Annotated in this window: 22 protein-coding genes and 1 pseudogene; 15 read left to right on the top strand and 8 right to left on the bottom strand. The window is 45.7% G+C overall.

The genetic code is table 11. The features are described 5' to 3' along the window. The first annotated feature begins 229 nt into the window (after positions 1–229). On the top strand, positions 230–379 hold the full coding sequence (locus RID53_RS29250) for a hypothetical protein (protein WP_446391441.1): 150 nt from the start codon (positions 230–232) through the stop codon (positions 377–379). A 125-nt stretch (positions 380–504) separates the two neighbouring features. After that, on the top strand, positions 505–1,083 hold the full coding sequence (locus RID53_RS29245; RefSeq protein ID WP_446391440.1) for a Uma2 family endonuclease: 579 nt from the start codon (positions 505–507) through the stop codon (positions 1,081–1,083). 178 nt (positions 1,084–1,261) lie between these two features. Here RID53_RS29245 and RID53_RS29240 read toward each other — a convergent pair whose 3' ends face one another. Both RID53_RS29240 and RID53_RS29235 read right to left on the bottom strand, forming a co-directional pair. Then, a complete protein-coding gene (locus tag RID53_RS29240; RefSeq protein ID WP_446391439.1) occupies positions 1,262–2,236 on the bottom strand; it encodes a hypothetical protein in 975 nt (324 codons plus the stop codon). Between the two features lie 456 nt (positions 2,237–2,692). Beyond that, positions 2,693–8,845, bottom strand: coding sequence for a CHAT domain-containing protein (locus RID53_RS29235; RefSeq protein ID WP_446391438.1), 6,153 nt, complete (start codon positions 8,843–8,845; stop codon positions 2,693–2,695). Between the two features lie 477 nt (positions 8,846–9,322). Here RID53_RS29235 and glmU point away from each other — a divergent pair, with 477 nt between their 5' ends. Further along, positions 9,323–10,681 carry a bifunctional UDP-N-acetylglucosamine diphosphorylase/glucosamine-1-phosphate N-acetyltransferase GlmU gene (gene glmU / locus RID53_RS29230; protein WP_446391437.1) on the top strand — a complete coding sequence of 453 codons (1,359 nt, stop codon included), beginning with the start codon at positions 9,323–9,325 and terminating at the stop codon, positions 10,679–10,681. Positions 10,682–10,774: 93 nt separating this feature from the next. On the opposite strand, the gene RID53_RS29225 is transcribed toward glmU, so the two are convergent. Continuing rightward, positions 10,775–11,704, bottom strand: a complete 930-nt coding sequence (locus tag RID53_RS29225) for an Rpn family recombination-promoting nuclease/putative transposase (protein WP_446391436.1) — start codon at positions 11,702–11,704, stop codon at positions 10,775–10,777. Positions 11,705–11,839: 135 nt separating this feature from the next. After that, positions 11,840–14,668: a GAF domain-containing protein gene (locus tag RID53_RS29220; RefSeq protein ID WP_446391435.1), complete on the bottom strand. Its 2,829-nt coding sequence runs from the start codon at positions 14,666–14,668 to the stop codon at positions 11,840–11,842. Between the two features lie 30 nt (positions 14,669–14,698). Between RID53_RS29220 and RID53_RS29215 the strand changes: the two genes are divergently transcribed. The 4 genes from RID53_RS29215 (at position 14,699) to RID53_RS29200 (ending at position 18,677) form a co-directional block, all read left to right on the top strand. Beyond that, positions 14,699–14,860 carry a hypothetical protein gene (locus tag RID53_RS29215; protein ID WP_446391434.1) on the top strand — a complete coding sequence of 54 codons (162 nt, stop codon included), beginning with the start codon at positions 14,699–14,701 and terminating at the stop codon, positions 14,858–14,860. Between the two features lie 173 nt (positions 14,861–15,033). Then, positions 15,034–16,179, top strand: a complete 1,146-nt coding sequence (locus RID53_RS29210) for a quinone-dependent dihydroorotate dehydrogenase (RefSeq protein WP_446391433.1) — start codon at positions 15,034–15,036, stop codon at positions 16,177–16,179. Between the two features lie 519 nt (positions 16,180–16,698). Next, positions 16,699–16,923: a hypothetical protein gene (locus RID53_RS29205; protein ID WP_446391432.1), complete on the top strand. Its 225-nt coding sequence runs from the start codon at positions 16,699–16,701 to the stop codon at positions 16,921–16,923. Between the two features lie 206 nt (positions 16,924–17,129). After that, positions 17,130–18,677 carry an ArnT family glycosyltransferase gene (locus tag RID53_RS29200; protein ID WP_446391431.1) on the top strand — a complete coding sequence of 516 codons (1,548 nt, stop codon included), beginning with the start codon at positions 17,130–17,132 and terminating at the stop codon, positions 18,675–18,677. A 15-nt stretch (positions 18,678–18,692) separates the two neighbouring features. Here RID53_RS29200 and RID53_RS29195 read toward each other — a convergent pair whose 3' ends face one another. After that, positions 18,693–18,959: an element excision factor XisI family protein gene (locus RID53_RS29195; RefSeq protein WP_446391445.1), complete on the bottom strand. Its 267-nt coding sequence runs from the start codon at positions 18,957–18,959 to the stop codon at positions 18,693–18,695. 61 nt (positions 18,960–19,020) lie between these two features. On the opposite strand from RID53_RS29195, the gene RID53_RS29190 reads away from it, so the two are divergent. The 5 genes and pseudogenes from RID53_RS29190 to RID53_RS29170 all read left to right on the top strand — a co-directional run bounded on the left by RID53_RS29190 (position 19,021) and on the right by RID53_RS29170 (position 20,595). Next, a complete protein-coding gene (locus tag RID53_RS29190; RefSeq protein ID WP_446391430.1) occupies positions 19,021–19,146 on the top strand; it encodes a hypothetical protein in 126 nt (41 codons plus the stop codon). A gap of 15 nt (positions 19,147–19,161) precedes the next feature. Beyond that, a pseudogene (locus tag RID53_RS29185) lies at positions 19,162–19,433 on the top strand (BrnT family toxin). Beyond that, positions 19,420–19,686, top strand: a complete 267-nt coding sequence (locus RID53_RS29180; RefSeq protein WP_446391429.1) for a hypothetical protein — start codon at positions 19,420–19,422, stop codon at positions 19,684–19,686. The pseudogene RID53_RS29185 and the gene RID53_RS29180 overlap by 14 nt, the downstream one beginning before the upstream one ends. 65 nt (positions 19,687–19,751) lie before the next feature. Next, positions 19,752–20,138 (top strand): hypothetical protein, encoded by a 387-nt coding sequence (locus RID53_RS29175; RefSeq protein WP_446391428.1) that lies wholly within the window; start codon positions 19,752–19,754, stop codon positions 20,136–20,138. Continuing rightward, positions 20,125–20,595 carry a type II toxin-antitoxin system VapC family toxin gene (locus RID53_RS29170; RefSeq protein WP_446391427.1) on the top strand — a complete coding sequence of 157 codons (471 nt, stop codon included), beginning with the start codon at positions 20,125–20,127 and terminating at the stop codon, positions 20,593–20,595. Before RID53_RS29175 ends, RID53_RS29170 begins: the two co-directional genes overlap by 14 nt. Before the next feature lie 41 nt (positions 20,596–20,636). Here the strand turns inward: RID53_RS29170 and gvpU are convergent, their stop codons facing one another. Both gvpU and RID53_RS29160 read right to left on the bottom strand, forming a co-directional pair. Then, positions 20,637–21,080, bottom strand: coding sequence for a gas vesicle accessory protein GvpU (gene gvpU / locus RID53_RS29165; RefSeq protein WP_446391426.1), 444 nt, complete (start codon positions 21,078–21,080; stop codon positions 20,637–20,639). Between the two features lie 64 nt (positions 21,081–21,144). Beyond that, entirely contained in the window at positions 21,145–21,831 is a 687-nt protein-coding gene (locus tag RID53_RS29160) for a Uma2 family endonuclease (protein ID WP_446391425.1), read from the bottom strand. A 159-nt stretch (positions 21,832–21,990) separates the two neighbouring features. Here RID53_RS29160 and RID53_RS29155 point away from each other — a divergent pair, with 159 nt between their 5' ends. Then, entirely contained in the window at positions 21,991–22,326 is a 336-nt protein-coding gene (locus RID53_RS29155) for an element excision factor XisI family protein (RefSeq protein ID WP_446391424.1), read from the top strand. A gap of 70 nt (positions 22,327–22,396) precedes the next feature. Continuing rightward, complete coding sequence (locus RID53_RS29150; protein ID WP_446391423.1) at positions 22,397–23,029, top strand: transaldolase family protein; 633 nt, start codon at positions 22,397–22,399, stop codon at positions 23,027–23,029. Positions 23,030–23,255: 226 nt separating this feature from the next. On the opposite strand, the gene RID53_RS29145 is transcribed toward RID53_RS29150, so the two are convergent. Beyond that, positions 23,256–24,131: an endonuclease/exonuclease/phosphatase family protein gene (locus RID53_RS29145; RefSeq protein ID WP_446391422.1), complete on the bottom strand. Its 876-nt coding sequence runs from the start codon at positions 24,129–24,131 to the stop codon at positions 23,256–23,258. A 170-nt stretch (positions 24,132–24,301) separates the two neighbouring features. Between RID53_RS29145 and RID53_RS29140 the strand changes: the two genes are divergently transcribed. Next, positions 24,302–25,948 carry an FAD-dependent oxidoreductase gene (locus RID53_RS29140; RefSeq protein WP_446391421.1) on the top strand — a complete coding sequence of 549 codons (1,647 nt, stop codon included), beginning with the start codon at positions 24,302–24,304 and terminating at the stop codon, positions 25,946–25,948. Positions 25,949–26,002: the final 54 nt, after the last annotated feature.

The following is a 26,002-nucleotide window of genomic DNA, read 5'->3' as shown; positions in this document are numbered from 1 at the left end:
CCCAGACTTGTTGATGTAATACACCCAGAGGCACGCCATTACCAGTCGTACAGAATACTGAGTGAACTTTTAAGCCATAAGATTTGGCATTATCCAAGTAACCCATGCCTTGGGTTGCTGGATGATGTGTGAAATTCAGTTAATGGACTAGCGCTCTAGTACGTGATTGGGGACTGTTTGGGTGCGATCACACTCTGGCACGCGATCGCACTCTGACTGGAAAAACAGTATGATCAAAGCAGCAAGCAGCTCTACGATACCAAGATTGAGTGTGGTGAGTGACAAACTTCTACCAGAATCTCCCGATCACTGTGAACCCTTTGCACAAAAAACAACGCCCCAAGCCCGATGGTTGGATACAGCCCTATTTATTTTTTAAGCTATATTAAGTATTGCTCCCCAACCCAGACACCATAAGACTTGTGGATTGTTAAGAAAGATGTGACTAATGCATAGCTTCATAAGGGGGGAACAAGAATTAGAATTGTAGGAGGTAGGGCAGTTATGACGATCGCATCCCCAAAAATGACGCTTGAGGAGTATCTTAACTATGACGATGGGACGGATACCCGCTATGAGTTGGTGAATGGGGAGTTGGTTGTTATGCCGCCAGAGAGCGATTTAAATCAGCGCATTGCTATATTCTTACTCATCTATTTGTCACAGCAGGGAATTCCTGCTTATCGCTTGAGAGTTGGGACGGAAATGGTGGTGAGTGGTTCGCGGGCGACGACGCGCTTACCGGATTTGATGGTGTTGTCTGAGGAACTGGCGACGGCGTTAGAAGGGGCGAGTCGGTCTACGGTAACGCTTGATATGCCGCCGCCTGAGTTGGTGGTTGAGGTGGTGTCTCCGGGGAAGAAAGGCATTGACCGAGATTATCGTTATAAGCGGTCTGAGTATGCGGCGCGGGGGATTGCTGAGTATTGGATTGTTGACCCGATTGAAGGGCGGGTGACGGTGTTGGAGTGGGTTGAAGGGTTGTATGAGGAGCGGGTTTTTCAGGGGAATGAGCGGATTGTTTCGCCGCTGTTGCCGGATTTGGATTTGACCTGTGAGAGGGTGATGAATGCGGGTGGTTGAGGTGAGTAAGGATTTGGATTTGTGGCTCTTCGGTACTTGTGGTGAAAACCCTAGTTTTTAGGGAACTCACGGGCAGAGAACAGGGAACAGGCAAAGCCTTATCCAGCAAGCCTTTGACCAAATTCAATAACTTTTCCTTATCACTATAACTCCCAGAGAGCCATGACAAATGACGAACTTAATGGGTAACCTCTTGCAGTTGATTCCCGGGATTAAGTTCTAATTTTTTTTCATCCGTTTCGGTAGAGATAAACGGTTCTGTAGAAAAAGGTTCAGACGATTCCTCTTGCTCCTCTGACTCCCTCCTCGCCTGTTGAATTGTTCTCTCGACTTCTTCCTTAAAATGCTGCTTTTGCGAATATTCAGCCATCTTAATTTGAGCCGTATCGTAGGTGGATGTACCTGGCGGAATTTGGGAAAGATAGTTCAACGCGCTCTTAAAGTCTCGTTTGGCGGCTTGGTTATAGGCTCGTTGTAAAAGATACTCAGCTTTAATGCGTTGTTTTTCTTCATATTCAACTAACTTCGGTTGAATTTTAGCCGCCGTTGTTGTCTCTGGGGGAATTTGGTTGAGCAAGTTCAAAGCGCCAGTAAAATCTTTTTCTTGGGCTTTAGCGTAAACTTGATTCAGTAATTGTTGCGCTTCGGCTTCTAATTCAGGTTTGGCTTGTTCCACCAAGGATTCAACCTTACGCCGCCAAAAGGGGACACCATCCATCTTACGAGCTTCTTCTAACACATCCCGCCATCGTTTTTCCTTCAACGCTTGTTCAGCGGCTTGGTATTGAGCAGCGGCGGTATGCCATTCCCGTCGCCACCGTTTCAGGCTAGTCTTGGAATCCTCATATAAAGCACTCTCACGGGGAATCGATTTAGCTAGTGCGATCGCCTTTTGAAAGTTTCCCGCATCATATTCTGCCCTCGCCCGTTCTAATCGGTCAAGATCCGGGTTGGATGGAACAGCATTCAACAGAGAATAAAGCCCTAATGAGATTACCACAGTATTACAGGCGGCGATGCTCACTCCCATACCCTTTAACAAAGGGGGTAGCTGGAAAAACCAACGGAAATCGAATAGCGTCGCTTCGGCTTGAGGTTCTAATGCAACTCCATCCGATGACTTTTTGTAACTCACTATAGACTGCTGCTCCATAAAACCTATCCAAAATACTTATCTGGCGTGGCATTTCGGTGTTTACTTCCTGCTGCTTCGGGGACTTTTTGATGGCTTACCCTTGCTCAAGTCACCCTCATTTTCCATATTTCTATAGATGAACAATTTTTCCGGAATCCCATCGGGTAGAGTTTCAGGAGACAGCAGGGGGGCAGCTAACTTTTCACGGGCTATTATGGCTGAGACAGGGTGTAGGGGGTAGAGGGTAGAGAACATTTGGTGTCCAAATCTCTAAACTTGTCCCTCAAATACTGCCAATTCCTCTGCGCCCCTCTGCGCTACCCTCTGCGCCCCTCTGCGTTGAAAAAATATAATTCCGAGTGCGTAGTGCTATATTACACTCAGTCGGGGCAGGTTTAGTGACATCTGGGTTAGCCAAGAAACGATAGTAGTGAAACCCGCCCCTACAAACCAGGTTCCCTCAAAAATATTCCTCTACCAAGGACTACCAATCATCGTAAATGCCGCCCAGTAATAAGGATGAGAAAAATCTTGATTACCTCTGCCTTTTAGTTCCGAGGGTAAAGGAATTCCCTCCATACCAATACCGTGTAATTGACCATTCTCCAGACGCACCTGTCCCCGTAGCATAGCAATTTGGGCGCGTTGCAATGCTTCTGCTTTAGTTGTTACTTCCGGTTGACTTAATTGCCGATAAAACTCGCTCATCAGCGCCAATGTGCTGCCATCACTGACATACCAGAGACTGGCTAAGGCAGATTTCACTCCCGCATTCACCGCTAATCCCGCAAACCCTAACTCCGCATTCACATCGCCAATAGCGGTGCGACAAGCACTCAAGACTAATAACTCAACTTGAGGCGACTGATTCCAACCGATTTGCCTTAGCTGATTTAACCGGAGTTTTTCATCCCAGAGTTGAATATAGGAATGACTGGGGTCATTTGGTCGGAAGTCGGCGTGAGTGGCAAGGTGGATAATATCAAATTGCTGGCGTTGTTGTTTCAGATTATTTAGGGTAAAGTCTTCGTTTAAAAAAGATTGACCCGACCATAATTCTTTAGTAATAATCTGCAATTCATTGGGTACAGCCGGAAGCGGGGGTAAGTCTTGAAATTTAGATGCTCCCATGGCTAAAACTTGGGCATTTTTGATTGTTTTATAGCGCTGATTGGTGAGACTCATGCTGGGTATAGAACCAATTGAATATTTTTCTACAAGAAATTGGTTGCCATCATGAAGTGCTGCCATGGGAATTGTCCGCAAACCTGCGTCCATACAAAAGATCAGCGTATCAATTCCCTGTTCTTCTAGCTCAGATTCTAGAGGGGCAATTATCCAATTATACAGTTGTTGCGCGGGGGCGAGGTAGGCTTTGGGGCGATAGGAATCGGTGACGGTTTGGCGAAATTCTGTCAAGGTTTGTTGTAATTCTTTGGCATTGGCGGTTGGGATTCTCTTGCGAATAGGATAACCTTGAGGAAGAACTAACAGCAGTTCTAGATGGTTGGTCAGTGAACGTACATAGACAACGCCGGAACTCTTTCCAGTTTGATCTTTTAGAGTGGTTAGGGTGTCTCGCAAGCCTTCGGCGGTGATAATTTCACGGCTTAGATTTTGCTGGAAATACTTCTCAAATTGCTCCTCAAACAGTTGGTCAGTCTGACCCACTGATAAGGAAGTTTCAAGATTAATCGAGAGAGTTCCTGGAGTGTAAAAGCGCTGCACCATCCTTTTTTTGCCAGTTTCTGGATCTTCCTCAATTTCGATTTCGGCTTCTAAACCCTGCCCAATTAGATTGTTTAAAGATTCGATAATATCTACATCTGTCTCTAGGTTGGGTTTGGCTTCTCGAATGAGGAATTCATCGAGAATGAAAGGGACAGGGGATGATAAAATTTGTATCCGTTCTTCATCCTGGGTATGGCTGAAGAAATAAGCTTGATTGGGTAGAATTGTTTGGTCTGGTGTAGCATCCCCTCGGGTGATTGCACCTCGGCTACCATTGGTTTGGGAATTACCCACAATAAATGGGACAACACCGTTTCCCCCATGACGGATAATAATGCTGCCACCGTCTATCCCTCCAGCCGTAGAAATACTGGCATTGATACCATTTTGGTCGATGAAAGAGTCAGTCGCCTGGAAGAAATGGTTGGTTGTAATTTCAACGTTTCCGCCTATACCATTGAGACTCTGAGTATTAATATAGCTAACAGTAATCCTGTCATTAGCCGTTAGCTTACTATTGCCACCATTACCAGAAGCGGAGGTATCCAGAATACCTGTGGAGATTTGTCCGTTGTGGCTGAACAAATTAATCCCGCCAGGGGCAGTAATATCACCCGTTTTGATCGTATTCTGGGCTGTGATATCTATCCCAATTTGATTATTGGTGGTAATATCACCTTGAACCCATAAACTTTGCAACGGTTGCAAGCTGCCAACCCGATCATTAAACTGAACAATACCATCACCGGGATTAAGGGTAAGATCGTAGGTTCCGTCAACGGTACTATTAAAAATAATCATACCGGAGTTGGGGATACTCACCGAGAAATCTCCAGGTAAAATTAGGGGACGATTGAACGTAATCTGGTTACCTGCATTAAGCATAATGGGTCCTGGAGTTCCAGACGCAGAACCTGAGTCTAAATTCCCAGTCGTGATAGTGTTACGGGCATTCAGTGCGATCGCGCCTCCTTTGCCTATACTTGATCGCGTGTAAATTGTCCCACTATCCGTATTGATATTACCGGAACGACTGGTCAGTGTCACCGCTGCGCCTGGATTGTTAATCGTACCTGTGTTAATATCTTGGTTCGCTAGTAGCGTCATGTCACCGTTTCCGGTTAGAGTAAATCCAGTGGTATTGATCGAACCATCACCCATGGGCGATCGCAATGTCACTGAGTCATTAAACGTCACATCATCAGCCAGGGTAATCGCGCCACTGCTGTTATTACGCCCGATGGTGATAGACTCGAAACCCTGTTGTAAGGCGTTGATATCCCGGGCTGACAGGTCTAGCTGTTCTGTGTTAGTATCGGTTGCACCGTTAAGCGCGATCGCGTGACTGGGACTAAAGGGTTGTAAAGTCAAAGTCCCATTCCCCGATACATTCCCGAAAAAATTAATTTCGTCACCTGTTAATTCAATATCGCCAATCAGGGTAACGTCATCACGGTAGGTTTGACCCAACTCTCCGTTCGTTATCACATTCCCACGAATTTGAGTCATACCCCCATCATCGGTAGTCAGACTCTCAACGGTTACAGCACCCTTGAATTGGGTGATACTTGTACTATTAATGTTTAAGTCTGCCAGACTAACCGTATTCCCGACACTATCCTCAAACGTAATAGTACCCGTACCTGAATTTAGGGTCAGGTTTTGGCTATCAGGCGTGACACCATTGAGCGTATTGGTGAATATCATATCACCCCCAACCGTCATCCCTGTGGTGGTGAAGGTTGTATCCGGTTGAGTCAGAGTCACAGTACCATTTAAGCTGATATTACCACCACCTCCAGCACCCGCAGAGGTATTAATAGAACCGGGATTAATCGTGTCAGCCGTGAGAGTAACATCTCCCCCATCCCCGGTTGCGGCGCTAGTATTGAGGATTCCGCGATGAGTGTCGATAATCCCGTTATTGCTAGTTAGCCTAATCTCCCCACCGGGATTAATAATATCGCCCGTTATAATATCTTGATTCGCTTCTAGCTGAATTGTGGCGTCATCGATTCCGGTTAAGGTATAACCTGTCGTCGTAATCGAACCTGAGTTGGTTGGCGATCGCAAAACTACTGGGTCATTAAAGGTAACATTATTAGCTAGGGTAATTGCGCCACTACGATTCGCGCCACCAATAAGAATTTGCGAAAATCCATTGCGGAAACTAGCCAGCATATCGGTATCCAGGCTTAATGTACCCACAGCCGTATCGCCAATTGTCATTCCTAAACTGGAGGTTAACGGTTGTACCTGTAATTGTCCCGTACCCACCAGATTAAACGTATTATCAATATCCAACGAATCCGTCGTCAGTGTCAGGTTACCCGTTTGCGTTTCTTGTCCCAACTCTCCATTTTCAGCGAACTGAATTCCATAAGAATCCGTTCCCGTACCCCTAACACCAATCACATCTACGGTTCCGCTATTGGTTCGCACCTGGGAGGATTTCCATATCCGCACCCCTTGATTATCACTAATACCACTACCGCCCGTACCATTTAATAGGATAGTTCCATTTCCAGTCGCTTCCACAATGGAATCTTCAGCAATTTCTACCCCATCACTTTGAGTTGTTGAACCTTGTCCGATTCCTGTCAGATTGATATCACCATTGACTGAACGAATTCTGATATTACCAACACCCAAAACAATACCATCATTGGCTTGAGTTCCCGCGCTACTTCCCGTACCATTAAAGGTTATAGTACCACTCCCTGTGGTTTCGACAATAAGACCCCTACCACCGAAAAAGTTATCAACTCGAATACCACTATTTTCGCGTCCTGTTCCTTGTCCTATTCCGGTTAGACTGATATTGCCATCGATTGAACGAATTGTAGTGTCTTCTTGTACAAGAAAAATTCCTTGATTATCATCTCCTCCCATCCCGCCTGTTCCCGTTAACGTGATATTACCCGTGGTACTTTGAATGCTTGTCCCAGTTGTGACGAAAATACCTGGGGACTGGTTTGTACCATCAACACCTTTACCCGTAATCGAAATATTGCCTATTCCAGAATTGAGTATGGCATTGTTAAGGATAATGCCAGGAGTAGTCACTAATGATATTAAATCACTTGTACCGACCGCCGGATTCGTTAACGGGTTACTACCACCCCCCAGAATAATATCACCGCCATTGGAATTGATAGCTGAACCCGGGTTAAGGAGAATCGCCCCTGCGCCACTCCCATCTCGGTCAGCATTAAGAGTAACATCTAACTTCCCTATATTATCGGCTGTTATATCTACATCTGAATTTAAAAGAATACTATTATTCGCTTGTAAAATTAGGGCAGTATCAGCCGTCCCCGAATAGCTAATATCCGCATTAACATTAATATCAGTATCAGCAAAAAGTGTTAGCGACGAGTTACTACTCCAGGTAATCGGATTATCCACAGTAATCGTTCCCGCATCTGGCAAACCCGAAGCGGTAGAAACGGTGACATTGCCTAAAGCTAATTGATTTTCTAGAGTCGTAGTATTAAGAATAGAGGGAGTCGTCGTCGTGTTGGAAAATATACCCCCAGCAAATGTCATACTCCCGCTATCTGCTGCGGTACTAATTGTAATATTTGTTGGGTCTAATAATAGCGTTCCTACATTACCCGCAGGCGCTAACAAATCGACAACGCCTTGAAAATCCAAACCCTGCTTTCCCGACACTTCAACAAACCCACCATCGCCGCCATTCAATCCACCACGGGCGCTGATGCTACCCAAAAAACGGGTGATTTCATCTGACCAAAGAATCACGTTTCCGCCATTCCCATCAATCAATGCATCCGCATTAATCACTGAATTTTGACTCACATAAATTTGTAAAGCATTGGGAATAGTACCGCTTCCTTGATACTCTCCGCCAATCCGTACTGTACCCCCATTATTCGCACCAGAAGCATTAATCGTCGCGTCAAGAAGTGCCACGTTATCGCCCAAAACATTAACCTCCCCACCAATCTGTGGTGAAGCTGAAAAGTCTGGCGTCGATACATCCAAATTACCGGAAATAATAGCTGTTCCGACTTCAGTCGGTAGGGTTATCCCAGATTCGGTTAACTGCACCTCATTAGTTTGAGAAACAGTTAATCCCGTCTCTACAGTATCTCCTGTACCCGTTAATAATACTGGCAAATCCAGAGGATTTAGTTGTAGCGGTTCATCGGTATTAGTTGGACGTGGAGAAATCTCCAAACTCAACAAGTTTCCCGGTTGACTAATGCGGACTAAATTTTCACCAGGTACAGCCGCAATGGTAATCGTTCCGCCGGGTGCGGTGAGTTGACCTGTGTTAATTACAGTACCCCCCAGTAATGTTAAATTATGCCCCTCGGCTACCGCTAAATTCCCACCATTCACAATACTCCCCGGCTGGGAAACATCAAAGGCAAATTGATTGGGAACACCCACTAAAATTTGGTAGTCATTGTTACCCCAAGCATTGAACCAAAGATTATTACCAAACCCAATACTCGTAGCCGTGGTTGCAGTAAAGTTAGCTGGGACATTTAACTGGGCGTCTGCACCAAAAACAATTCCAGCTGGGTTGAGTAAAAATAAGTTAGCATTACTTCCAGTAACTTGGATTAAACCATTAATCATCGACGGATCACCCCCAATCACCCGCCCTAAAATATTACGAGTCTGGGGATTAGCTAGAAAATTGGCAATTTGATCGGAATCGAGTCCAAATTGCTGGAAACTATGAAACAGATTTGCCCCATCTGCGGAAACGCTACCCCCTTGGATATCAAAGCGGTTACCATCTGGTGTAACCTGGGTTCCTGTTCCATCAGCTGCTGGTATAATCGGTTGAGAGACTAGCGGCGTCGGTGTGAACGCGGCGACTAAGCAGAAGGGGATAAGTAGTCGATACAGGGTTTTCATGGCGATTCTTCCCTATCCAGTTGTTAACTCCCTACCATCTCAACCAGTTGCTTTACGGGAATTCAAGGTATTTTTTTTATAGCACAATGAATCGGATAAGAATTGAGGATTAATCAGTTTTTTTGAGGTTGATCAAAATTAGCAACATATCTTAATCTCAATTGAGCATTACAGCCGATAATCTTCATCCCATGGCTTAATTCAATTTATTTAATCAATATACCGTTACAAGTATTAATTAAACTAAAACATTTAGAAAGATTTATAATCTCAATTATCAGTTTAGCCCTAGCCGTCAGTGGCGTGTAATATCACTAGGGCATCCGGTCAAGAAACCGAGTTTCTTTGGGTGAAACGCCGATATCAGAGTTGTCATGCTCACGAGAAACCCCGTTTGGAGGGAATACTTGAGCCGACTATGGTATTATCAGTGAGCGAAACTCTATAACTCGGTAGCAGATCACCCCTATCTCAATCATGGTTGCAGTCGCGATTTTAGCCGCAGGACGCGGGACACGAATGAAATCCAAGTTGCCCAAGGTATGCCACAAATTGGGTTCCTTGTCAATGGTGGAACGAGTTCTTAAGAGTTGTCTGGGTGTCAATCCGTGGCGGTGTCTGGTGATTGTCGGCTATCAAGCCGAACAAGTTAAACATTCTCTCGCCGAGTTCCCAGATATCGAATTTGTGGAACAAACGGAACAGTTGGGAACGGGTCATGCGGTACAACAACTCCTCCCCCAGTTAGAGGGATTTACGGGAGATTTATTGGTTCTGAATGGCGATGTTCCCCTGTTGCGCCCCCAAACCCTGCAACAACTATTAGACACCCATAAAACCCATCAAAATGCCGCGACTATATTAACCGCGCAACTGCCGAATCCGCAAGGATATGGGCGAGTTTTTTGTGATAGTCAAAACTTCGTCACTCAGATTGTCGAAGATCGAGACTGCACCACCGCCCAAAAGCAGAACCGTCGCATTAATGCGGGGGTTTATTGCTTCAATTGGCAGAAATTGGCAAAAATATTGCCAAATTTACAGTCAAATAATGACCAAAAAGAATATTATTTAACCGATACGATTCATCAACTAAAACCAGTCATGGCGGTGGATGTAGAGGATTACCAGGAAATTCTAGGCATCAACAACCGCAACCAGTTAGCCCAAGCCTACCAGATTTTACAGGCGCGGATAAAGGAAGCCTGGATGATGGCGGGGGTAACGTTAATTAATCCCGATAGTATTACCATTGATGACAGCGTAGAATTACAACCCGATGTGATTATTGAACCTCAAACCCATCTGCGGGGAAAAACCGTGATTGGTTCTGGGAGTCGGATTGGACCGGGAAGTCTGATTGAAAATAGTCAGTTAGGTGAAAATGTCACGGCGCTGTATTCCGTGGTGAGTGATTCGGTGGTGCAAGAGAATAGCCGAATCGGACCCTATACTCATCTTAGAGGTCATGTCAGCATTGGGGAATCTTGTCGGGTGGGGAATTTTGTGGAACTGAAAAACGCCCAAATTGGCGATCGCACAAATATCGCCCACCTGTCTTATCTGGGGGATGCGACGTTAGGGGATCAGGTGAATATCGGCGCAGGAACGATTACCGCCAACTATGATGGGGTACAAAAGCATCGCACTCAAATCGGCGATCGCACGAAGACGGGTTCCAATAGTGTGCTTGTGGCACCCATAACCTTGGGCGAAGATGTCACAGTAGCGGCGGGTTCAGTGATCACCGAAAGTACACCCAATGATTGTCTGGTGATTGCGCGATCGCGTCAAGTGGTTAAACCCGGTTGGCGTCTCAATGTTCCAACCCCGTAGGGGCTTGGTTCCCTTCCGGGGTGGTCTAGGAACACATAAGGATTTCAGCCATTACCTGACCCCCCGGAAACCTTACGCACAAGCGCCCAAAAATCACCCATTTTCCTGTAACCAACTTGATAACTCTTCTAAATTGTTGAAATCAAAAACATCATTTCCGAGACGTTCCAACTGGTCAACCGATAAGTTTTGAATTCCCTGACTTATTTCTGACGGAATTGATCCAAACTGTCGCTCCAGGAAACGGAATATCCATCGGATTTTCTCTTCTTGACGACCTTGTTCTACTCCTTCTTCTAATGCTTCCTGCTTTGCCTTAACAATCGATCCCCGTTGGTCTTCCAGGAACATTTCTTGCTTACGCAATTTTTCCACTTCCTCTACACTCAAATTAGCTTGATTGGCGATATTCATCGCTTTATCTAGTTCCGGAAATTGGCTAAATGTGGGGGGAATTACCTCCAAGCTGGGAGCCTCTTTAATAAAATAAATCCATTTATCTGTTAAACTCTCTAGTTGATCTAGCGTTTTTGTGAATTTGGGTAATTCTACAAAAATTAACTCGATTTCTGGATCAGGATAATCAAACAATTCCTGGTTTTCCTTTAAGCTAAACCGGGTTAGATACCGTTGTGTCTGATCAAACATGAGAAAGTCGGTAATTGTTAAGGCAATGACCGGTTTCAGGTAGGAATATCCTTCGCCATATTTTAGCTGATTTCCATAAGTTTTGGTCAGGTTATAAATAATCCGCTTCTCGAAGAAGGCTAGGTTGAGGACTTGCATTTCAATTAGCACGGTTGAGCCATTATCCAGTAAGGCTTTGACATCGAGATAGCTGTCTTTGAGATCCACCACCTCTCTAGGATTATAGGGGTCAATGATTTCTAAATCCTGAATCACGGGGTTGGCTTCATAAATTAAGGCATTTAAAAAGCTAATCAGGATATCTTTGCTATCTTTTGAACCAAATATTTTCTTGAAAGCAAAATCAGTCTTTGGGCTGATAAATCTTAGAGTCATCGTTTTTAAATGATTGAATTTTAAAACTAATTATATTTTGATTATACTTGGCTTTTTAATGAAGCATAAATTAGCTTTTTTAGGGGTAGACTAAAACTTGGTATAAATTTCGCGATCGCAAAAATCGTGCCAGATTTACTGCTGCTTCTGTTCCAATGGCAACAGCAACCGGATCAAATAATCATGGACTGGGGTTTGGTAAAATTGCAGATCGCCTCCCCAACTCCGCAAAATCTGTTGACAAATTCTCATATTTAAGCTAGGCAGCGATTTTCTCGGTGAAACGGTGAGAACCTGCTGACACTCCTCCAAAGAATTGCTTTGAGAAATCAGTAACTCAAGTAACGGATAAGGTGAACTTGAGCGCAGCCTGGGCTTAGTCTCCGAACGTAGGGGACAGCACCACAGATGAATCCAACGTCCAGCACGGGATTGTAAACCAATCGTGAGCAACAACTCCAACACAATGCATTCTAGCTTCAGGTAATCCCCATAAATGGTAAACTGAGTGACATTGTGCATATTCAGAACCAGTTGACGCTGATTATAAAAGGGTTCCACCTGTCGCAGCGATCGCTTCAACAACGTTGCCAACTTGATCGGGCGTAGCGTCGTCCTGAGTTGCCACTGTTCTTGCTTGAGGATCGGAGTCACACCTCCTAGAACGGCTTCTAACTTGTGTAGCAGTTGCTGACGACGCATCTTTTGTAACGCCGAATTGGTAATCTGCTGTGTGGCTTCCGCCGGAGAATATGTCTGACTGTCTAATAAAAGTAAGGCATTATTCATCTCCTGCACAGACTGATACAATTTCTCCAAGCATCGGTGTTTGTACCAGTTGAGAGCTTGCAAGTTTTCCCGCTCTTGGGTTTGTTGCATTAGGCGATACCGATAGTCACGCAAGTCAGTAAACTGTTGGGTTAAGATTTCCAGTACCGATAACAAACCTTCAGACCAACTTCGTTCCTGGTGATCCGCAATCAAGATCAGTCCCGTGGCTGAGGTGGTATCCTGATGTAAGGCAATCACCAAAATTTGACCAATATCGGGACTCTTAAACCATTGACGAATCGAGTCCGGCAGATCCTTCACCGCAAAGCAGCAGAAATGGGGGGTAGCTAGAGCCTGGTGAATCAGGGGATTTGTTGCCACCGAAATGGTTAAATCGGGAGGAAGAGCAAAACGCGAATCCGTAACCGCCACCGTGGATACCGTCGCCCAAGCAATTTGGGGAGTCCAAGTGAGCAGCGCCACCAACGGACATTCCAGCAACTTTGCCACATAATTAATCCAAGCCCGTTCAAAGCGCACCGGATCTTTCGGGGCTGAGTGAAGCATGAATAGACCCGACTGCAGGGTTTGATGCGCCAAAAATGAACGTTTGGCGTTATCTAACTCACCCGATAGCGTTAGCAGCAGATAGATGAGTTGGGCTACAGTTTTCACAAAATCCCGTTCATTCGAGTTCCACGTTCGAGGACTCTCATGACCAATCAAGAACAGGAAACTCGGTTGTTTAGGGGAATGTTCTGGATAGGATAAAGGCTCGATGAGGAGCGATCGCAGATTCAGTTGCGTGAACGTCTCCCGCCAGGATGTGAGTAACCCATCCGCCTCAATATCTTCAATCACCTCCATTTTTTTTCGTCCCCTCAACCACTGCTGATCCTGATCATCTAGGGGGGGTAAGGGTGAGGGACAAGGACGGCGATTCGACGGTTGTCGGCTAAACACAACAGTGAATTGACCCGACTGATCGGGTTGCAGGATTACCAATCGATCCGTATTCAGATGCTGGCAAATCAGCTTCCCCGACTCATTCAGGGCGGCTTCAGGCGTGGGACTACAGGCAATTACTTGAGCGATCGTTGCTAACACCTGGCTATCCTTGATTCTTACCTGAACTTGGGTGTCTAATTCCTCACCACTCACCACCAGCGCCACTAATTGAGCGGTGGCTAAAATATAGTTCCGTTCTGCCCGTTCCCAAATTCGCGGATCGTTTTCTTCTACTGATAGAAAACCCAACAATTCCCCTTGAATTTGAATCGGGGCTGCCATCAACGAACGAGTTCGTAGTCGATTGAGGATATGTTCTGTGGTTTCTGTCTTGAGTTGGCTTCTACTGCTGCCAATAGTGACTAACTGACCCGCCTTTAACGCCTGATAAAAATCACTGGCTTCAGCAACAGTAAGTCCCGCTTTGGCGTTGCGTAATCCGACAACACTACGGAGAGATTGACGATTACCCACCCGATGCCAGAAATAGCGTTGCTGCGGATGATACCAATAAATATTAGTGCGCGTCGGCGTAATAAACTCTTGAGTCATCGCCACCAATTTATCCAGACGCTGAACCAGCTTGGGCAATTTGAGCAGCTCATCAAGGGCTTGAAACAGGGGTTCCTCGGGGCGTTTCATTGCCGATTGTTGCCAATTGACCTCTATTTCATGTAACGCCGCCGCTAATCCACCCAACACCATGGATAAATGGGCGGTGTCTTTGGGTTGGGCAGAGATACCCCATTGATGTGAACCCAACAAGATGACACCAAAACATTGATCCTTGGCGCGTAAGGGAAACAGTAATGTTCCCTGAATCCCTAAATTGGTAGCAATTCGTCGCCATTCTCCCGCCCGGATTTCTTGCTGAATATCAGGAACAGTGATTGGGCGCTGTTGAATCACGATTTGTTCTAACAGATCACCCGGTTGCAGGTTGTATCGGTGCTTCAAAAAATCGGTATCACCCGTGGGAGCAATACCCCCTTTACCAAATAAGCGATGATCCAAGCGATCATAAAGCCCAATCCAGATCAGGTGGTAATCAAACTCGGTTTGCAGGTAATTTAGAGTAGTTTCGATCAACACGTCAGCATTGTCCTCTTCCCGCAATGTCTCCAGCACTCGTCCGAGGGCAAGGAATGGATGATCGTTTTGGGATGGTAGATTTTGCTGACCCATAATTAATTAGCAGGGAACAGGGAATGGGGAATGGGGAATGGGGAAGCTGGGGGAGCTGGGGAAGCTGGGGAAGCTGGGGAAGCTGGGGGAGATGAGGGAGATGGGGGAGATGAGGGAGATGAGGAAGATGAGGGAGATGGGGGAGCTGGGGAAGCCGGGGGAGCTGGGGAAGATGGGGAAGTCGTGAGTTAACTCAAAACTCTACCTTACACTTTTCCCTGTTCCCTTTTCCCTGACCAATGACAAATGACGAATGACGAATGACGAATGACGAATGACGAATTACAAATGACGAATTACAAATGACAAATGACAAATGACAAATGACAAATGACAAAGGATAAATGACAAAGGACAAATAACCAATGACTGATATTTACCAATCTGCCATTCGCCCCATTCTATTTTCGCTGGTGAAGGCAGATCCGGAGTGGGCGCACGAACAAACAATGCACTTATTAGGTTGGCTAGATCGGACTCATGAATCCTCCTCAACTCCTTGGCTTTCCTCTCAATTGCACCAAGCCTTTTGCCTGAGCGATGTTCGCTTAGAACAAACCCTGTGGGGACTGAAATTCCCCAATCCTCTCGGTTTAGCCGCCGGATTTGATAAAGATGGGGTAGCGGCTCGAATTTGGCGTATCTTTGGGTTTGGCTTTGCTGAACTTGGAACCGTTACCTGTCACGCCCAACCCGGAAACCCCCAACCCCGGTTGTTTCGTTTACTCCAAGATAGAGCTGTTCTCAACCGTATGGGGTTTAATAATCGAGGGGCGCAAGCGTTGGCAGAACGATTAGGAGCGATCGCACATCAGCCGTTTGAGCCGATCCCTTTGGGGATCAATCTGGGTAAGTCTAAGGTAACACCCTTAGAAGACGCCGCTACTGACTATTTAACCAGTTTCCGCTTGCTGAAGCCTTGGGGTGATTATTTTGTAGTTAACGTCAGTTCCCCCAATACACCCGGATTGCGATCGCTACAAGATGCTGAACAACTGCGAATCATTTTGGAGACGTTGCAACAGGATAATCAAGGGCAAAAGCCGCTTTTAGTCAAGATTGCACCGGATTTGGAGTGGGAGGCGATCGCGGATGTTGTCGATTTAGCTCAAACCTATCAGCTTGCGGGGATTGTGGCGACGAATACAACGATTCGCCGGGATATCCTGAAAACCCAAGTCATCGCCGCCACAGGCAAACCCGTGACAGAAGAAGCTGGCGGAATTAGTGGTGCGCCACTGCGGGAACGTTCCACAGAGGTGATTCGGTTTATTTACCAGCACACCCACGGGAAATTACCGATTATCGGTGTGGGGGGAATTTTTACCGCCGAGGATGCGTGGGAAAAGCTCACCGCCGGAGCCAGCTTGATTCAAGTGTACACGGGATTAGTCTATGAGGGACCCTGGATGGCACGGCGAATCATGCAGGGATTGTTAAAAAAGTTGGAACAACAAGGATTGAGTTCGATTACTGAGGTGGTAGAGCAGGCACAAGCCTCTACCAAGTGAATCAGAGTCCGGCTAAAGGCTTTGTCAACACCAGTCCAGTCATCGGATCATCTACTTCAATTGTGTCAAAATGGTAACAATATGACTCGAAACAGAGATGGATTGAGGTTATTTGAACTTGTCATTTCTGCCTTGAAAGCCGACTAGGGCGGATAACACTGCACGAATCATCAGGTTATCCCTAGCCACAACTTTTTTTCAATACTAGAATAGTATAGAATGAAAACAATTCTAGAGATAGATATTGTTAACTTTTGTCACAATATCACGCTCAACAACGTGCCTTAGATCTAGTAGGTCAGTATTATTAGTTCATCAACTGATAAACAGCAACTGGATTAGAAGACGTTAATTAGGCAGACTAATTTGACAAACGCTTAAACGCTTACGTCAAGTGTAGATCTTTCATCTAGGATATTATCTTTTTTTTGTACCTTCGGGTCAGAGTAACGAATAGACAACGAAGCTCTCTATCGTGGAGTCATTCACCACCGAATTTTCAATCTACTGAGGTTATTTATGTGGGAAACAGTTTTTATCGGAGCCATCGCATTTTACGTAATCATGTTGCCGATTTTATTCAGCCGATGGTTAGATTTCATGCAACGTGATCACAGTCTGTCCTCAAAGGAGAAATTTTCCTCTTGGGTGCTTTTGGTCATTGCTACTATCCTGTGGCCCATCGTCGTGCCAATATCTTATCTAGAACTGTTGGATGCCCGAAAAACATTTAATAATTACTGAAGCCCTTCAGGATTCAGGATCACGGTAGAGATTGAGTCGTCATCAGACACAACTCGCCACCTCCATCAAGAATATAGGTAATTGGCGAACCGTTTAGTTACTAATGTTACGATTTGTCAATTAAGTTGGAGTGCAAAGGCTGCATCCCGCTTTTAACGCCATCATTGGTCATTGGGCAAAAATAAATGACAAAGAACCAATGATAAATGGCAAAACTACGACTGAATTTCACTAACAACCATTGGCTAATCGGTTTTTCCTTAGCCGCCTTTTTCCTGGGAAGTATTTCTCTAGGAAATGTACCGTTGCGAGATTGGGATGAAGGAACTCGCGCCCTGATTGCCAGAGAGATTTATCGCACCGGGAATTGGCTGCATCCGACACTTCAGGGGGAACCCTATCTACTCAAACCCCCGTTAATGGATTGGTTAATTGCTCTGTCGTATAAGTTTTGGGGGATAGGAGAATTCACTACCCGCCTACCGGGAGCGTTTTTGTCTGCTTGTAGTGTTCCGCTACTCTATTTGTTAGGACGAGAACTTTTTGCTCAACGTCTCCCTGCTATATTGGCGGCTAGTGTTTATTTGACGTTGCTACCTGTGGTGCGTCATGGGCGTCTGGCGATGCTGGATGGTACAGTGGTGTCGTTTTTTCTGCTGTTGCTAGTGTGTCTGCTGAAAGCGCGTCAGGATAAGCGGTGGGCGGTTGGGATAGGGATTAGCCTAGGATTAATTACGTTAACCAAAGGGATTTTGGTGATTCTCCTGGGTGCGATCGCGTTTGGGTTTCTCTTGGCTGATAAACAATGGGCGCAGTTAAAGAGTCCCTATTTATGGCTAGGTATTCTCTTGGGAAGTACACCTGCGATCGCCTGGTATGCAGTTCAGTGGCAGTATTATGGTCAAACCTTTTGGCAGGTGCATTTTCAGGCGCAGGGGTTGAACCGCATCTCGGAGTCTGTGGAGGGAAATCAGGGTGCGCCTTGGTATTATTTGCTGGAATTACTCAAATACAGTTTTCCCTGGCTATTGTTTTGGTTTGGCGGATTGGCGTTAGCTTGGCATCATCGTCAAAGGAGTTGGGGCAAACTGGTACTAATTGGTACTGTTGGCTATCTGGGAGCGATTTCCCTGATGGGAACCAAGTTGCCTTGGTACATTATGCCGTTCTATCCCTTTTTTGCCCTAGCTGTTGGTATGTATTTAGCACAGTTGTGGCAAAAAAGCAAGCATTACCCCCAATTTTTAGTCTGGCTTTTAGGGCTAATGGCAGTTGCAGGGGTGGGGGGATGTGTTTACTTTATCCTGGCAGATCCGCAGCCTGTATTAATTATTATGGGCGTGGTTGTGGCGTTAACAATGGGTTTAGCCGCTTGGCAGGTTTACCAGCATAATCGCCAATTTATTCCGATTTTATTGGGCGGGACTTACGTGGCGTTGTTGTTATTAATGATGTCTATATCCTGGGTTTGGGAATTAAATGAAGCCTTTGCGGTAAAGCCTGTCGCCCAGTTGATTCAGGAACACACGCCCCCAGACACGGTGATTTATACGTCGTTTGGTTATCGGCGTCCCAGTTTAGATTTTTATAGCGATCGCCAAGTGATTCCGGCGGATACAACTCAGTTGCAACAGTTAGCGTCAACGTCGGCTTACTTATTAGTAGATGAGTCAACGTTAGCAGGATTACCAATTCGCGATCGCGTCATTCTCGGTAGTAGCGAAGGCTTCACCCTAATTGCAATTCTCGATTGAGTAACTATCCTGCAATCAAGCCACGGCAAAACCTGTATGCTGCCGAATTTTGGGATGGCGAAAACCCAGTACAATATCTTCCTTGGGAACGCCTGCTTCTAGTAAATCGGTAGCAACTCCCTCCTCGGTGTCGTCATATTGAATCCAGATTTTATCACTGATTAAATCAATGTGAATCGGTGTAGTATGAAGATAGTTATCATCATTCCAGCCAATATCCAAGACTAAATAGCGTCCTCGTTGATCATCAAATAGAACGTAGGAGTCATAGCTGTCAGGCAGGGAAGCTCGATAGTCGGCGTGTTCGGCGTAGTATTTCTTTAATGATGTCTCTGTAGTTCAATTGGATATCCATTGTGCGATCGCTAAATTTGACATTGATGTTGGATGGGAGTGGATGTTGGGTTTCCGGCGTCAACCCAACCTACGGCGATGGGCGATCGCAGGAAAAATCCCTTCAAATACTTGATGTTATAATCATTCTATTAATTTTGACTGGGACGACAACAAAGCGGCAACAAATTTGTCAAAGCACCGAGTTTCATTTGAGGAACCAAAACCGTTTTTGATGATCCGCTTTATGTTGACTTCTACGATCCCGATCATTCTGAGGATGAGGAGCGTTATCTTATTGTTGGAGAATCAAACCGGGGACGTTTACTCATTGTATCGTATACAGAAAAAGGAGATTTGATTCGCCTGATTAGTGCAAGAGTTGTAACGCAAGCTGAACGAGAAGCTTATGAAGAGGGTTAAGACAGATATGGAAGATGATCTGCGAGCAGAATACGACTTAAAGAGTTTACGAGTTAGAAAGTTAGGCTCTGGACGGAAAAGTTTTGCCGGAAAAACTGTACGCTTAGAACCTGATGTTGCAGAGATGTTTCCTCATGCTGAGGCAGTCAATGAAGCTCTGCGATTTCTGATTAGAATTATGCAGGAAAATCAAGCCATTGCTCCCAATATAAAGTCTAGCACTTCGTTGGATCGAACAGACGAAAGTCCTTAATTTTACAGCGCTTTTGGTGGTCAATTTAGTTCTAACAAAGTCACGACAGGATCGATGATATGGTGATGACAGTTGTCCGAATAGAAATCACAGGGGATACACAACAACATGAGGCGGCATTTAGGCAATTCATCGTAGAATCGGTGAGGAGTGCTGTACTGCCTCATCTCTCGACTTGTAGACAAAAGAAAAGCAGGTTGCCAACCCCAAAACGGGATGTATCAATTGAGATACTAAAGAAAGCTGAAAAAGATGCATTTAATGCTCTACAGCATATATCACAGGTTGGTAGCGATAGATTAGATAGAACCCAGCAAAGATTGCAAAGACTAGATAAGCTTTCACCTGAGCGCCGAGAATTGTATGAGCGCATTCAGAAGCTGCGGGATGAGGTGGGTTCAGTTAACTTCAATATTGTAGATACTTTAAGGAAGATGCGTGAATCTACCTGAGCGTTTAGTAATTGACGCAAGCGTGGCGGCTAAATGGTTTCTGAAGGATGCTAGAGAAAGCGATGTTGACCTAGCTAGCGATATCCTTCTAGCGTGTTTAGCTGATGACGTTGAATTATATGCTCCTCAAATTCTTCCTTATGAGGTATGTGGTATTTTAGCAAGAGCCTGCGGACAGGTGAAAGGGAATCCACCTCGTCTCGAAAAAACACAAGCCGTAGAGTTTGCCAAAGCCTTTTTCCAGATTCCAATTCAAATATCTGCGGCAATTGAAGATGAGTGCATAGCAGCAGTGGAGATGTCTGTAGACTATGCTAAAGGTTCATACGACATGACCTACATCCGATTAGCGGAAACCCTAAATTGTCAATGGTGTACGGCTGACGAACAAATAATTAGGACTGTGCCTAGCAGCTTTCCGTTACACCGTGTCCTTTTACTTTCGACGCTTAGATAGAATGTGAATCATGTTTCTCAATAGCTTACCATCTACTTTACTCAAGATTCGATGATGCCTAGAAAGAATCCATCAACCTCGTCTAATCTTCCCCTCCAATAAACTCCTGTTCCTGGAGACACAACACTGTCACCAAATCTAAATCTGGCATCAGATAGATGAATATATCGGCGAGTAGGAAGTTCTTCTATTCCTTGCGCTCTTCTGATTTCTGAATACTCTTGACTGGCATTCCGGTAAGATTCAGCAATAATTTGACCTATTTTCTGATTACCCGTGGCAGACTCAAAGCTTTGAGCAATTCCCTCAAGATATTTCTGGAAACTGATGATGTGACCAGAAATTAGTAAGCCATGAACAGTTAGAGTAACTCCCAAGCTAAAATCCTGTTCTTCTGCCAAACTTACAAACGTTTCTAACATCAGATCTACTGAAAGTGAAGTTACCTCAGTTTTTTCAAACTCTCTATACGGCGATTCAGTCATCTTCTTGTCCAAGTTTCACTATGAAATTAAAGCTTTACAGTTGTGCAATCTAACTCTAAAAATGCTATGACACCAATTGTTCTACAAACCTTGCATGTTCTCCCGAAGCTAAACCTTCCTGCAACACCGACAACACCCTCCCTATATTTCCGGCTAACAAATCATCAGCGGCTAACCACAATCCGGGAAACACTCGACTCCGGATCACATTCCCTTCATCCACGGGCAAAGATACATACTCACCCTGCTGCAAGTAAAACCAATCAAGCCTCCGTTCACACACTTGCCAAACAATATACTCTTGCACCCCATTGCGACGATACGCCCGTTTTTTATCATGCAAGTCTATCGCCACACTACTAGCCGCAATCTCTGCTACCAATTCTGGCGCACCCTCAATATAATCATCTTCGCTAAGTCTCGCCTGTCCACCCGCATTTTCATCAATTAACAATACAGCATCGGGTTGGGGTAAGTTATCCAAATCTAACCGTACCGTTGGATTATCTCCTAACTCAACTCTAGGCGTAGAAATTTTGTAAGTCCATAGCCAGCCGATCAGATTTCCATGGGGTTCAGCGTGACTTCTAAAACGCAGTGCAGCAGGCAAGTAAACGACTCCTTCAATGAGTTCAGCTTTCTGGAGAGAATGCATCGCGTTATAACGACGCTCAAATTCATAACGATTTAAGCGATCGCCACTTTCAAGCGCTGGGGGTAAAGACTCTTGCTGGAAGCTCGTTTGAACCATAGATTGCCGTTGTCGCTAGTCTGTTGATGTCTCTATCCCTAGATCCTATCGCCTATTATCCTATATTCCCACAACTGGCTAGGATTGAGATGGCTACAACCTAAGCTTATTTATGGCATACAGTAATTTAACGCTGAGACAAGCCAAGGAGGTTGTGCAATGGATCGCCTAGAGTTCTATCGAGAGACAATCGAAAACGTCCTAAAAAAACACGCCGATATTCCTTATAGTTACGGAAAAATAGATGAATATTTGATTGTCGATCGCGATCGCAACCATTTTTTGTTGTTAGATGTAGGCTGGCAACAAAAACGCCGAGTCCACGGCTGCCTTACCCATGTTCAGATTATTGATGGTAAAATCTGGATTCAACGGGATGGTATCGAAGATGGCATTACCGAAGAACTCGTTGCCGCAGGTGTTCCTCCATCGGATATCGTGCTAGGGTTTCAGCCACCAGAGGTTCGCCCTTATACAGGTTACGCGATCGCTTAACCCAGTTGGATGTGCAGTTGGCACATATTCTATTTTTTCCGCAAGTCCCTTAAATAACGGAAAATCGATCATGATTTATTTGGACTCGGCATTAGTCAGTGAAGCGAAAACGGTAGAGAAATGGGGATGGGTCAAGGGAATCACCACCAATCCGACACTGCTTGCCAAAAGTGATTTACCACCAGAAAAAACCCTGAAACAACTCGCGGCAATTAGCCCAGGAGAACTGTATTATCAACTCATGGCAACCGACTTTCAGGGGATGGTAACAGAAGGACGAAAAGCGTTTGAGATTATTGGGGATAAAACAGTGTTGAAAGTTCCAGCAACAACCGTAGGATTTCAGGTTGTCGCCCATCTATTCCCAGAGATTCCCTGTTCAGTCACCGCCATTTACAGCGCCGCCCAAGCTGCTGTTGCAACAGAAGCCGGTGCCAAATATGCGATCGCGTATGTAAACCGCGCCACTCGTTTACTAGGGGATGGTTTGGTGTTGGTTAGAGAAATGGCAGCTATCCTCAAAGATAGTCCCACGGAGATTTTAGCCGCAAGTCTCAAATCACCAGAAGAAGCGGCGGGGGCTTTAATCGCTGGGGCGGATCATCTGACGCTTCCGTTGGAGATGTTGAATGCGATGACGACTCACAATTTATCTGAGCAAACTATTGATGAATTTGCCCAAAAAGGGCAGGGATTGGTGTAGCAGGGGAAGCTGGGGGAGCAGGGCAAGCTGGGGGAGATGGGGAAGATGGGGGAGATGGGGAAGATGGGGAAGCTGAGACGTTCTGATGAAACATCTTTTGTAGGGGCGGGTTTTACCACTAACGTTTCGTGTTCACCCTGATATAACTAAACCCGCCCCGACCTAACCATTCAATTATCACAAATGACAAATGACAAATAACCAATGACAATCCCCATCTTTAACTTTAATTTTCCCCACCTAAAAATTCCAATTGAGCCGCCAAACCAAAATGGTCAGATGGGTACAGCGTAGAGTCATCAGGCGCAGGTTCAGTCAGAATAAGTTGACAGTCTTGCACACGCAAATATTGATTGAAAAAAATATAATCCCGTGTTCCTCGCTCATGTCTCAACCTACCGTAGCGCTTCCAGTTACTTAGGGCATAACGTAGCATCCGTCGCCAGCCGCGCCATAGGGGAGTGGGAGCAGTATACTCTGGTTCATGTCCGTGGTGCGCCCCATACGCTGACGTAAATTGAGATTGCATCAGACTAATTTCCGGAGTACCCGGACTCGCGTTAAAATCACCCACCGCCACCACAGGCATTTCTGGCAGAAATTTACCCAACCAATCCAGGAGTAACCGAATCTGTTTTTCTCGTTCGGGAGAGGAACCGGGCGACCAAAAATAATGCCCATTGCACAAGATTAAGGGTTGACCCTCCACTTCGACTTGCACATACTGCGCTTTGCGCCCCTGACCTTGCAGATCCAGTTCCGCCTGCTGTAGGAATGGATAACGGCTCAAAATGGCAGCCCCATATTTGGGTTGGGCTTGATGGGGTTTTTGGTACGGTATCAAATAGACGTGGGGCATCCCTAGCTGCTTAGCTAACCAAGCACTGGTATCTTCCGGTAACTTTACCTCCTGTAGCCCAATCAGATCCGCCTGTTGTTCCTTAAGTCCGGCTGCCAAAAGTTCCCGTCGCTGTTCCCATCGGTCCATTTCAAACAAAATATTTATGGTGACGATTTTGACCACGGGTGAGTCTGCTCCTTTGATTTGTTCCTCTGATCGAGAATAAACCGAACCGAGGAAATCCACCGGAAATAAGACCACTATATCGATAAATAGTTATTAAAAATTAAATTTGGATGTAGTCGTAGTTCTATTCCAGGAAAGGCACTGTATAATTGAGTAAATCACTATTTAAATAACGAGCAATATAATTTGCTACTCCCTTATCAAAGCCTTTTAAGGTAAAACGTTCAAAACATAAAGGGTCAGCTATGAACACAAAACAACGAATTCTGATCATCGGTGGTGTTGCCGGAGGCGCATCCTGTGCGGCGCGAACTCGCCGTCAGTCGGAGTCGGCTGAGATTATCATCTTTGATCGCGGGTCTTTTGTCTCCTTTGCCAATTGCGGCTTGCCTTACTACGTGGGAGATGTAATTACCGACGAGAAAAAACTCCTGGTTGCCAATACACAACTGTTCAAACAGCGCTTTAATATTGAGGTGCGGCTGGAGAATGAAGTTCTGGAAATTGACCGAGACGCCAGAGAAATCTCCGTCAAAGACTTGAACTCTGGACAAGTATACCGAGAACGCTATGACGCCCTCGTCCTGGCACCAGGCGCTTCTCCTGTGCGTCCACCCTTACCGGGAATTGACCTACCGGGGATTTTTGCCCTACGCACCATTCCTGATAGCCGTCGCATTCGGAACTGGATTGTTGAACGTCAGGTGAAGCAAGCGGTCATTGTCGGGGGTGGATTTATTGGCTTGGAGATGGCGGAGAACTTAGTCAAGCGGGGAATTGCTGTAACGTTACTGGAAATGCTACCGCAAGTCATGCCTCCCCTTGATCCCGAAATGGTAACACCCGTTCACGATCGCTTAACGGCAAATGGGGTACAGTTACGCTTAGGTGATGGGGTAACTGGGTTTGAGCAAACCCGTGAAGGTACATTAATTGTATCGACAAAATCCGGAGAAAAGCATCCAGCCGATTTAGTTATTTTAGGCATTGGCGTGCGTCCAGAAACTAAACTGGCGAAGGATGCTGGATTAGATATTGGCGATCGCGGTGGGATTCGAGTCAACGAACAGATGCGAACCAATGATGAACATATATGGGCGGTAGGTGACGCTGTAGAAGTGCGCGACTGGGTAACGGGGGAATGGATGTTAATCCCCTTAGCTGGTCCAGCGAACCGCCAGGGACGAGTGGCGGCGGATGCGATTTGTGGACGGGATACCATGTTTCGCGGCGTCCAAGGAACCACGGTTTGTGGTGTCTTTGGGTTAATTGTAGCGGCGACGGGGGCGAGTGAGAAAACCCTGAAGCGGGTAGGAATGGCGTATGAGAAGGTGTATCTGCATCCGGGTCATCATGTGGGTTATTATCCAGGGGCAAAACCGATTGATATGAAGTTACTTTTTTCTCCTCAAGAGGGTCGTATCCTTGGCGCACAAGCCGTTGGCGAAGAAGGGGTAGAAAAACGCATGGATGTGATTGCCATGGCGCTGCAAAATCGGGCAACAGTGTTTGATTTGGAGGAGGCGGAATTGTGTTATGCGCCTCAGTTTGGTGCGGCGAAAGACCCGGTGAATTTAGCGGGAATGGTGGCGGCGAATGTGTTACGCGGTGATGCACCAATTATTCATTGGGATAAGTTGGCGGACGATGAGGCGCTGCTATTGGATGTTCGGGAAATTGGCGAATTTGAAGCGGGTCATGTTGAGGGGGCGTTGAATATTCCGTTGACACAATTGCGCGATCGCGCTCATGAATTGCCTAAAGACCAGAAAATTGCCGTCTATTGTCAAGTCGGTCAACGGGCATACTATGCCACCCGTGCGTTGCGGTTACAGGGGTTTGATGCCCACAATCTCACGGGTGGATTTAAAACCTACAAGGCGGTTCAGTAGGTAGGGCTTGCTGAATTTCATATCCTTGCACCACTATCAGGGAAAATGTACCAT

The sequence above is a fragment of the Coleofasciculus sp. B1-GNL1-01 genome, assembly GCF_040220235.1.
Taxonomy (GTDB): Bacteria; Cyanobacteriota; Cyanobacteriia; order Cyanobacteriales; family Coleofasciculaceae; genus Coleofasciculus.
The sequence above is the reverse complement of the archived record's forward strand: the minus strand, read 5'-3'. Positions and strand labels throughout refer to the sequence as shown.

Coding starts and splice junctions, on each gene's coding strand:
- RID53_RS29235 (WP_446391438.1), bottom strand. CDS start 8,845: ATGAAAACCCTGTATCGACTACTTATCCCCTTCTGCTTAGTCGCCGCG.
- gvpU (WP_446391426.1), bottom strand. CDS start 21,080: ATGACTGAATCGCCGTATAGAGAGTTTGAAAAAACTGAGGTAACTTCA.
- RID53_RS29180 (WP_446391429.1), top strand. CDS start 19,420: ATGAAGAGGGTTAAGACAGATATGGAAGATGATCTGCGAGCAGAATAC.
- RID53_RS29175 (WP_446391428.1), top strand. CDS start 19,752: ATGACAGTTGTCCGAATAGAAATCACAGGGGATACACAACAACATGAG.
- RID53_RS29225 (WP_446391436.1), bottom strand. CDS start 11,704: ATGACTCTAAGATTTATCAGCCCAAAGACTGATTTTGCTTTCAAGAAA.
- RID53_RS29250 (WP_446391441.1), top strand. CDS start 230: ATGATCAAAGCAGCAAGCAGCTCTACGATACCAAGATTGAGTGTGGTG.
- RID53_RS29150 (WP_446391423.1), top strand. CDS start 22,397: ATGATTTATTTGGACTCGGCATTAGTCAGTGAAGCGAAAACGGTAGAG.
- RID53_RS29215 (WP_446391434.1), top strand. CDS start 14,699: ATGGGGAATGGGGAAGCTGGGGGAGCTGGGGAAGCTGGGGAAGCTGGG.
- glmU (WP_446391437.1), top strand. CDS start 9,323: ATGGTTGCAGTCGCGATTTTAGCCGCAGGACGCGGGACACGAATGAAA.
- RID53_RS29160 (WP_446391425.1), bottom strand. CDS start 21,831: ATGGTTCAAACGAGCTTCCAGCAAGAGTCTTTACCCCCAGCGCTTGAA.
- RID53_RS29220 (WP_446391435.1), bottom strand. CDS start 14,668: ATGGGTCAGCAAAATCTACCATCCCAAAACGATCATCCATTCCTTGCC.
- RID53_RS29200 (WP_446391431.1), top strand. CDS start 17,130: ATGGCAAAACTACGACTGAATTTCACTAACAACCATTGGCTAATCGGT.
- RID53_RS29205 (WP_446391432.1), top strand. CDS start 16,699: ATGTGGGAAACAGTTTTTATCGGAGCCATCGCATTTTACGTAATCATG.
- RID53_RS29240 (WP_446391439.1), bottom strand. CDS start 2,236: ATGGAGCAGCAGTCTATAGTGAGTTACAAAAAGTCATCGGATGGAGTT.
- RID53_RS29245 (WP_446391440.1), top strand. CDS start 505: ATGACGATCGCATCCCCAAAAATGACGCTTGAGGAGTATCTTAACTAT.
- RID53_RS29155 (WP_446391424.1), top strand. CDS start 21,991: ATGGATCGCCTAGAGTTCTATCGAGAGACAATCGAAAACGTCCTAAAA.
- RID53_RS29140 (WP_446391421.1), top strand. CDS start 24,302: ATGAACACAAAACAACGAATTCTGATCATCGGTGGTGTTGCCGGAGGC.
- RID53_RS29210 (WP_446391433.1), top strand. CDS start 15,034: ATGACTGATATTTACCAATCTGCCATTCGCCCCATTCTATTTTCGCTG.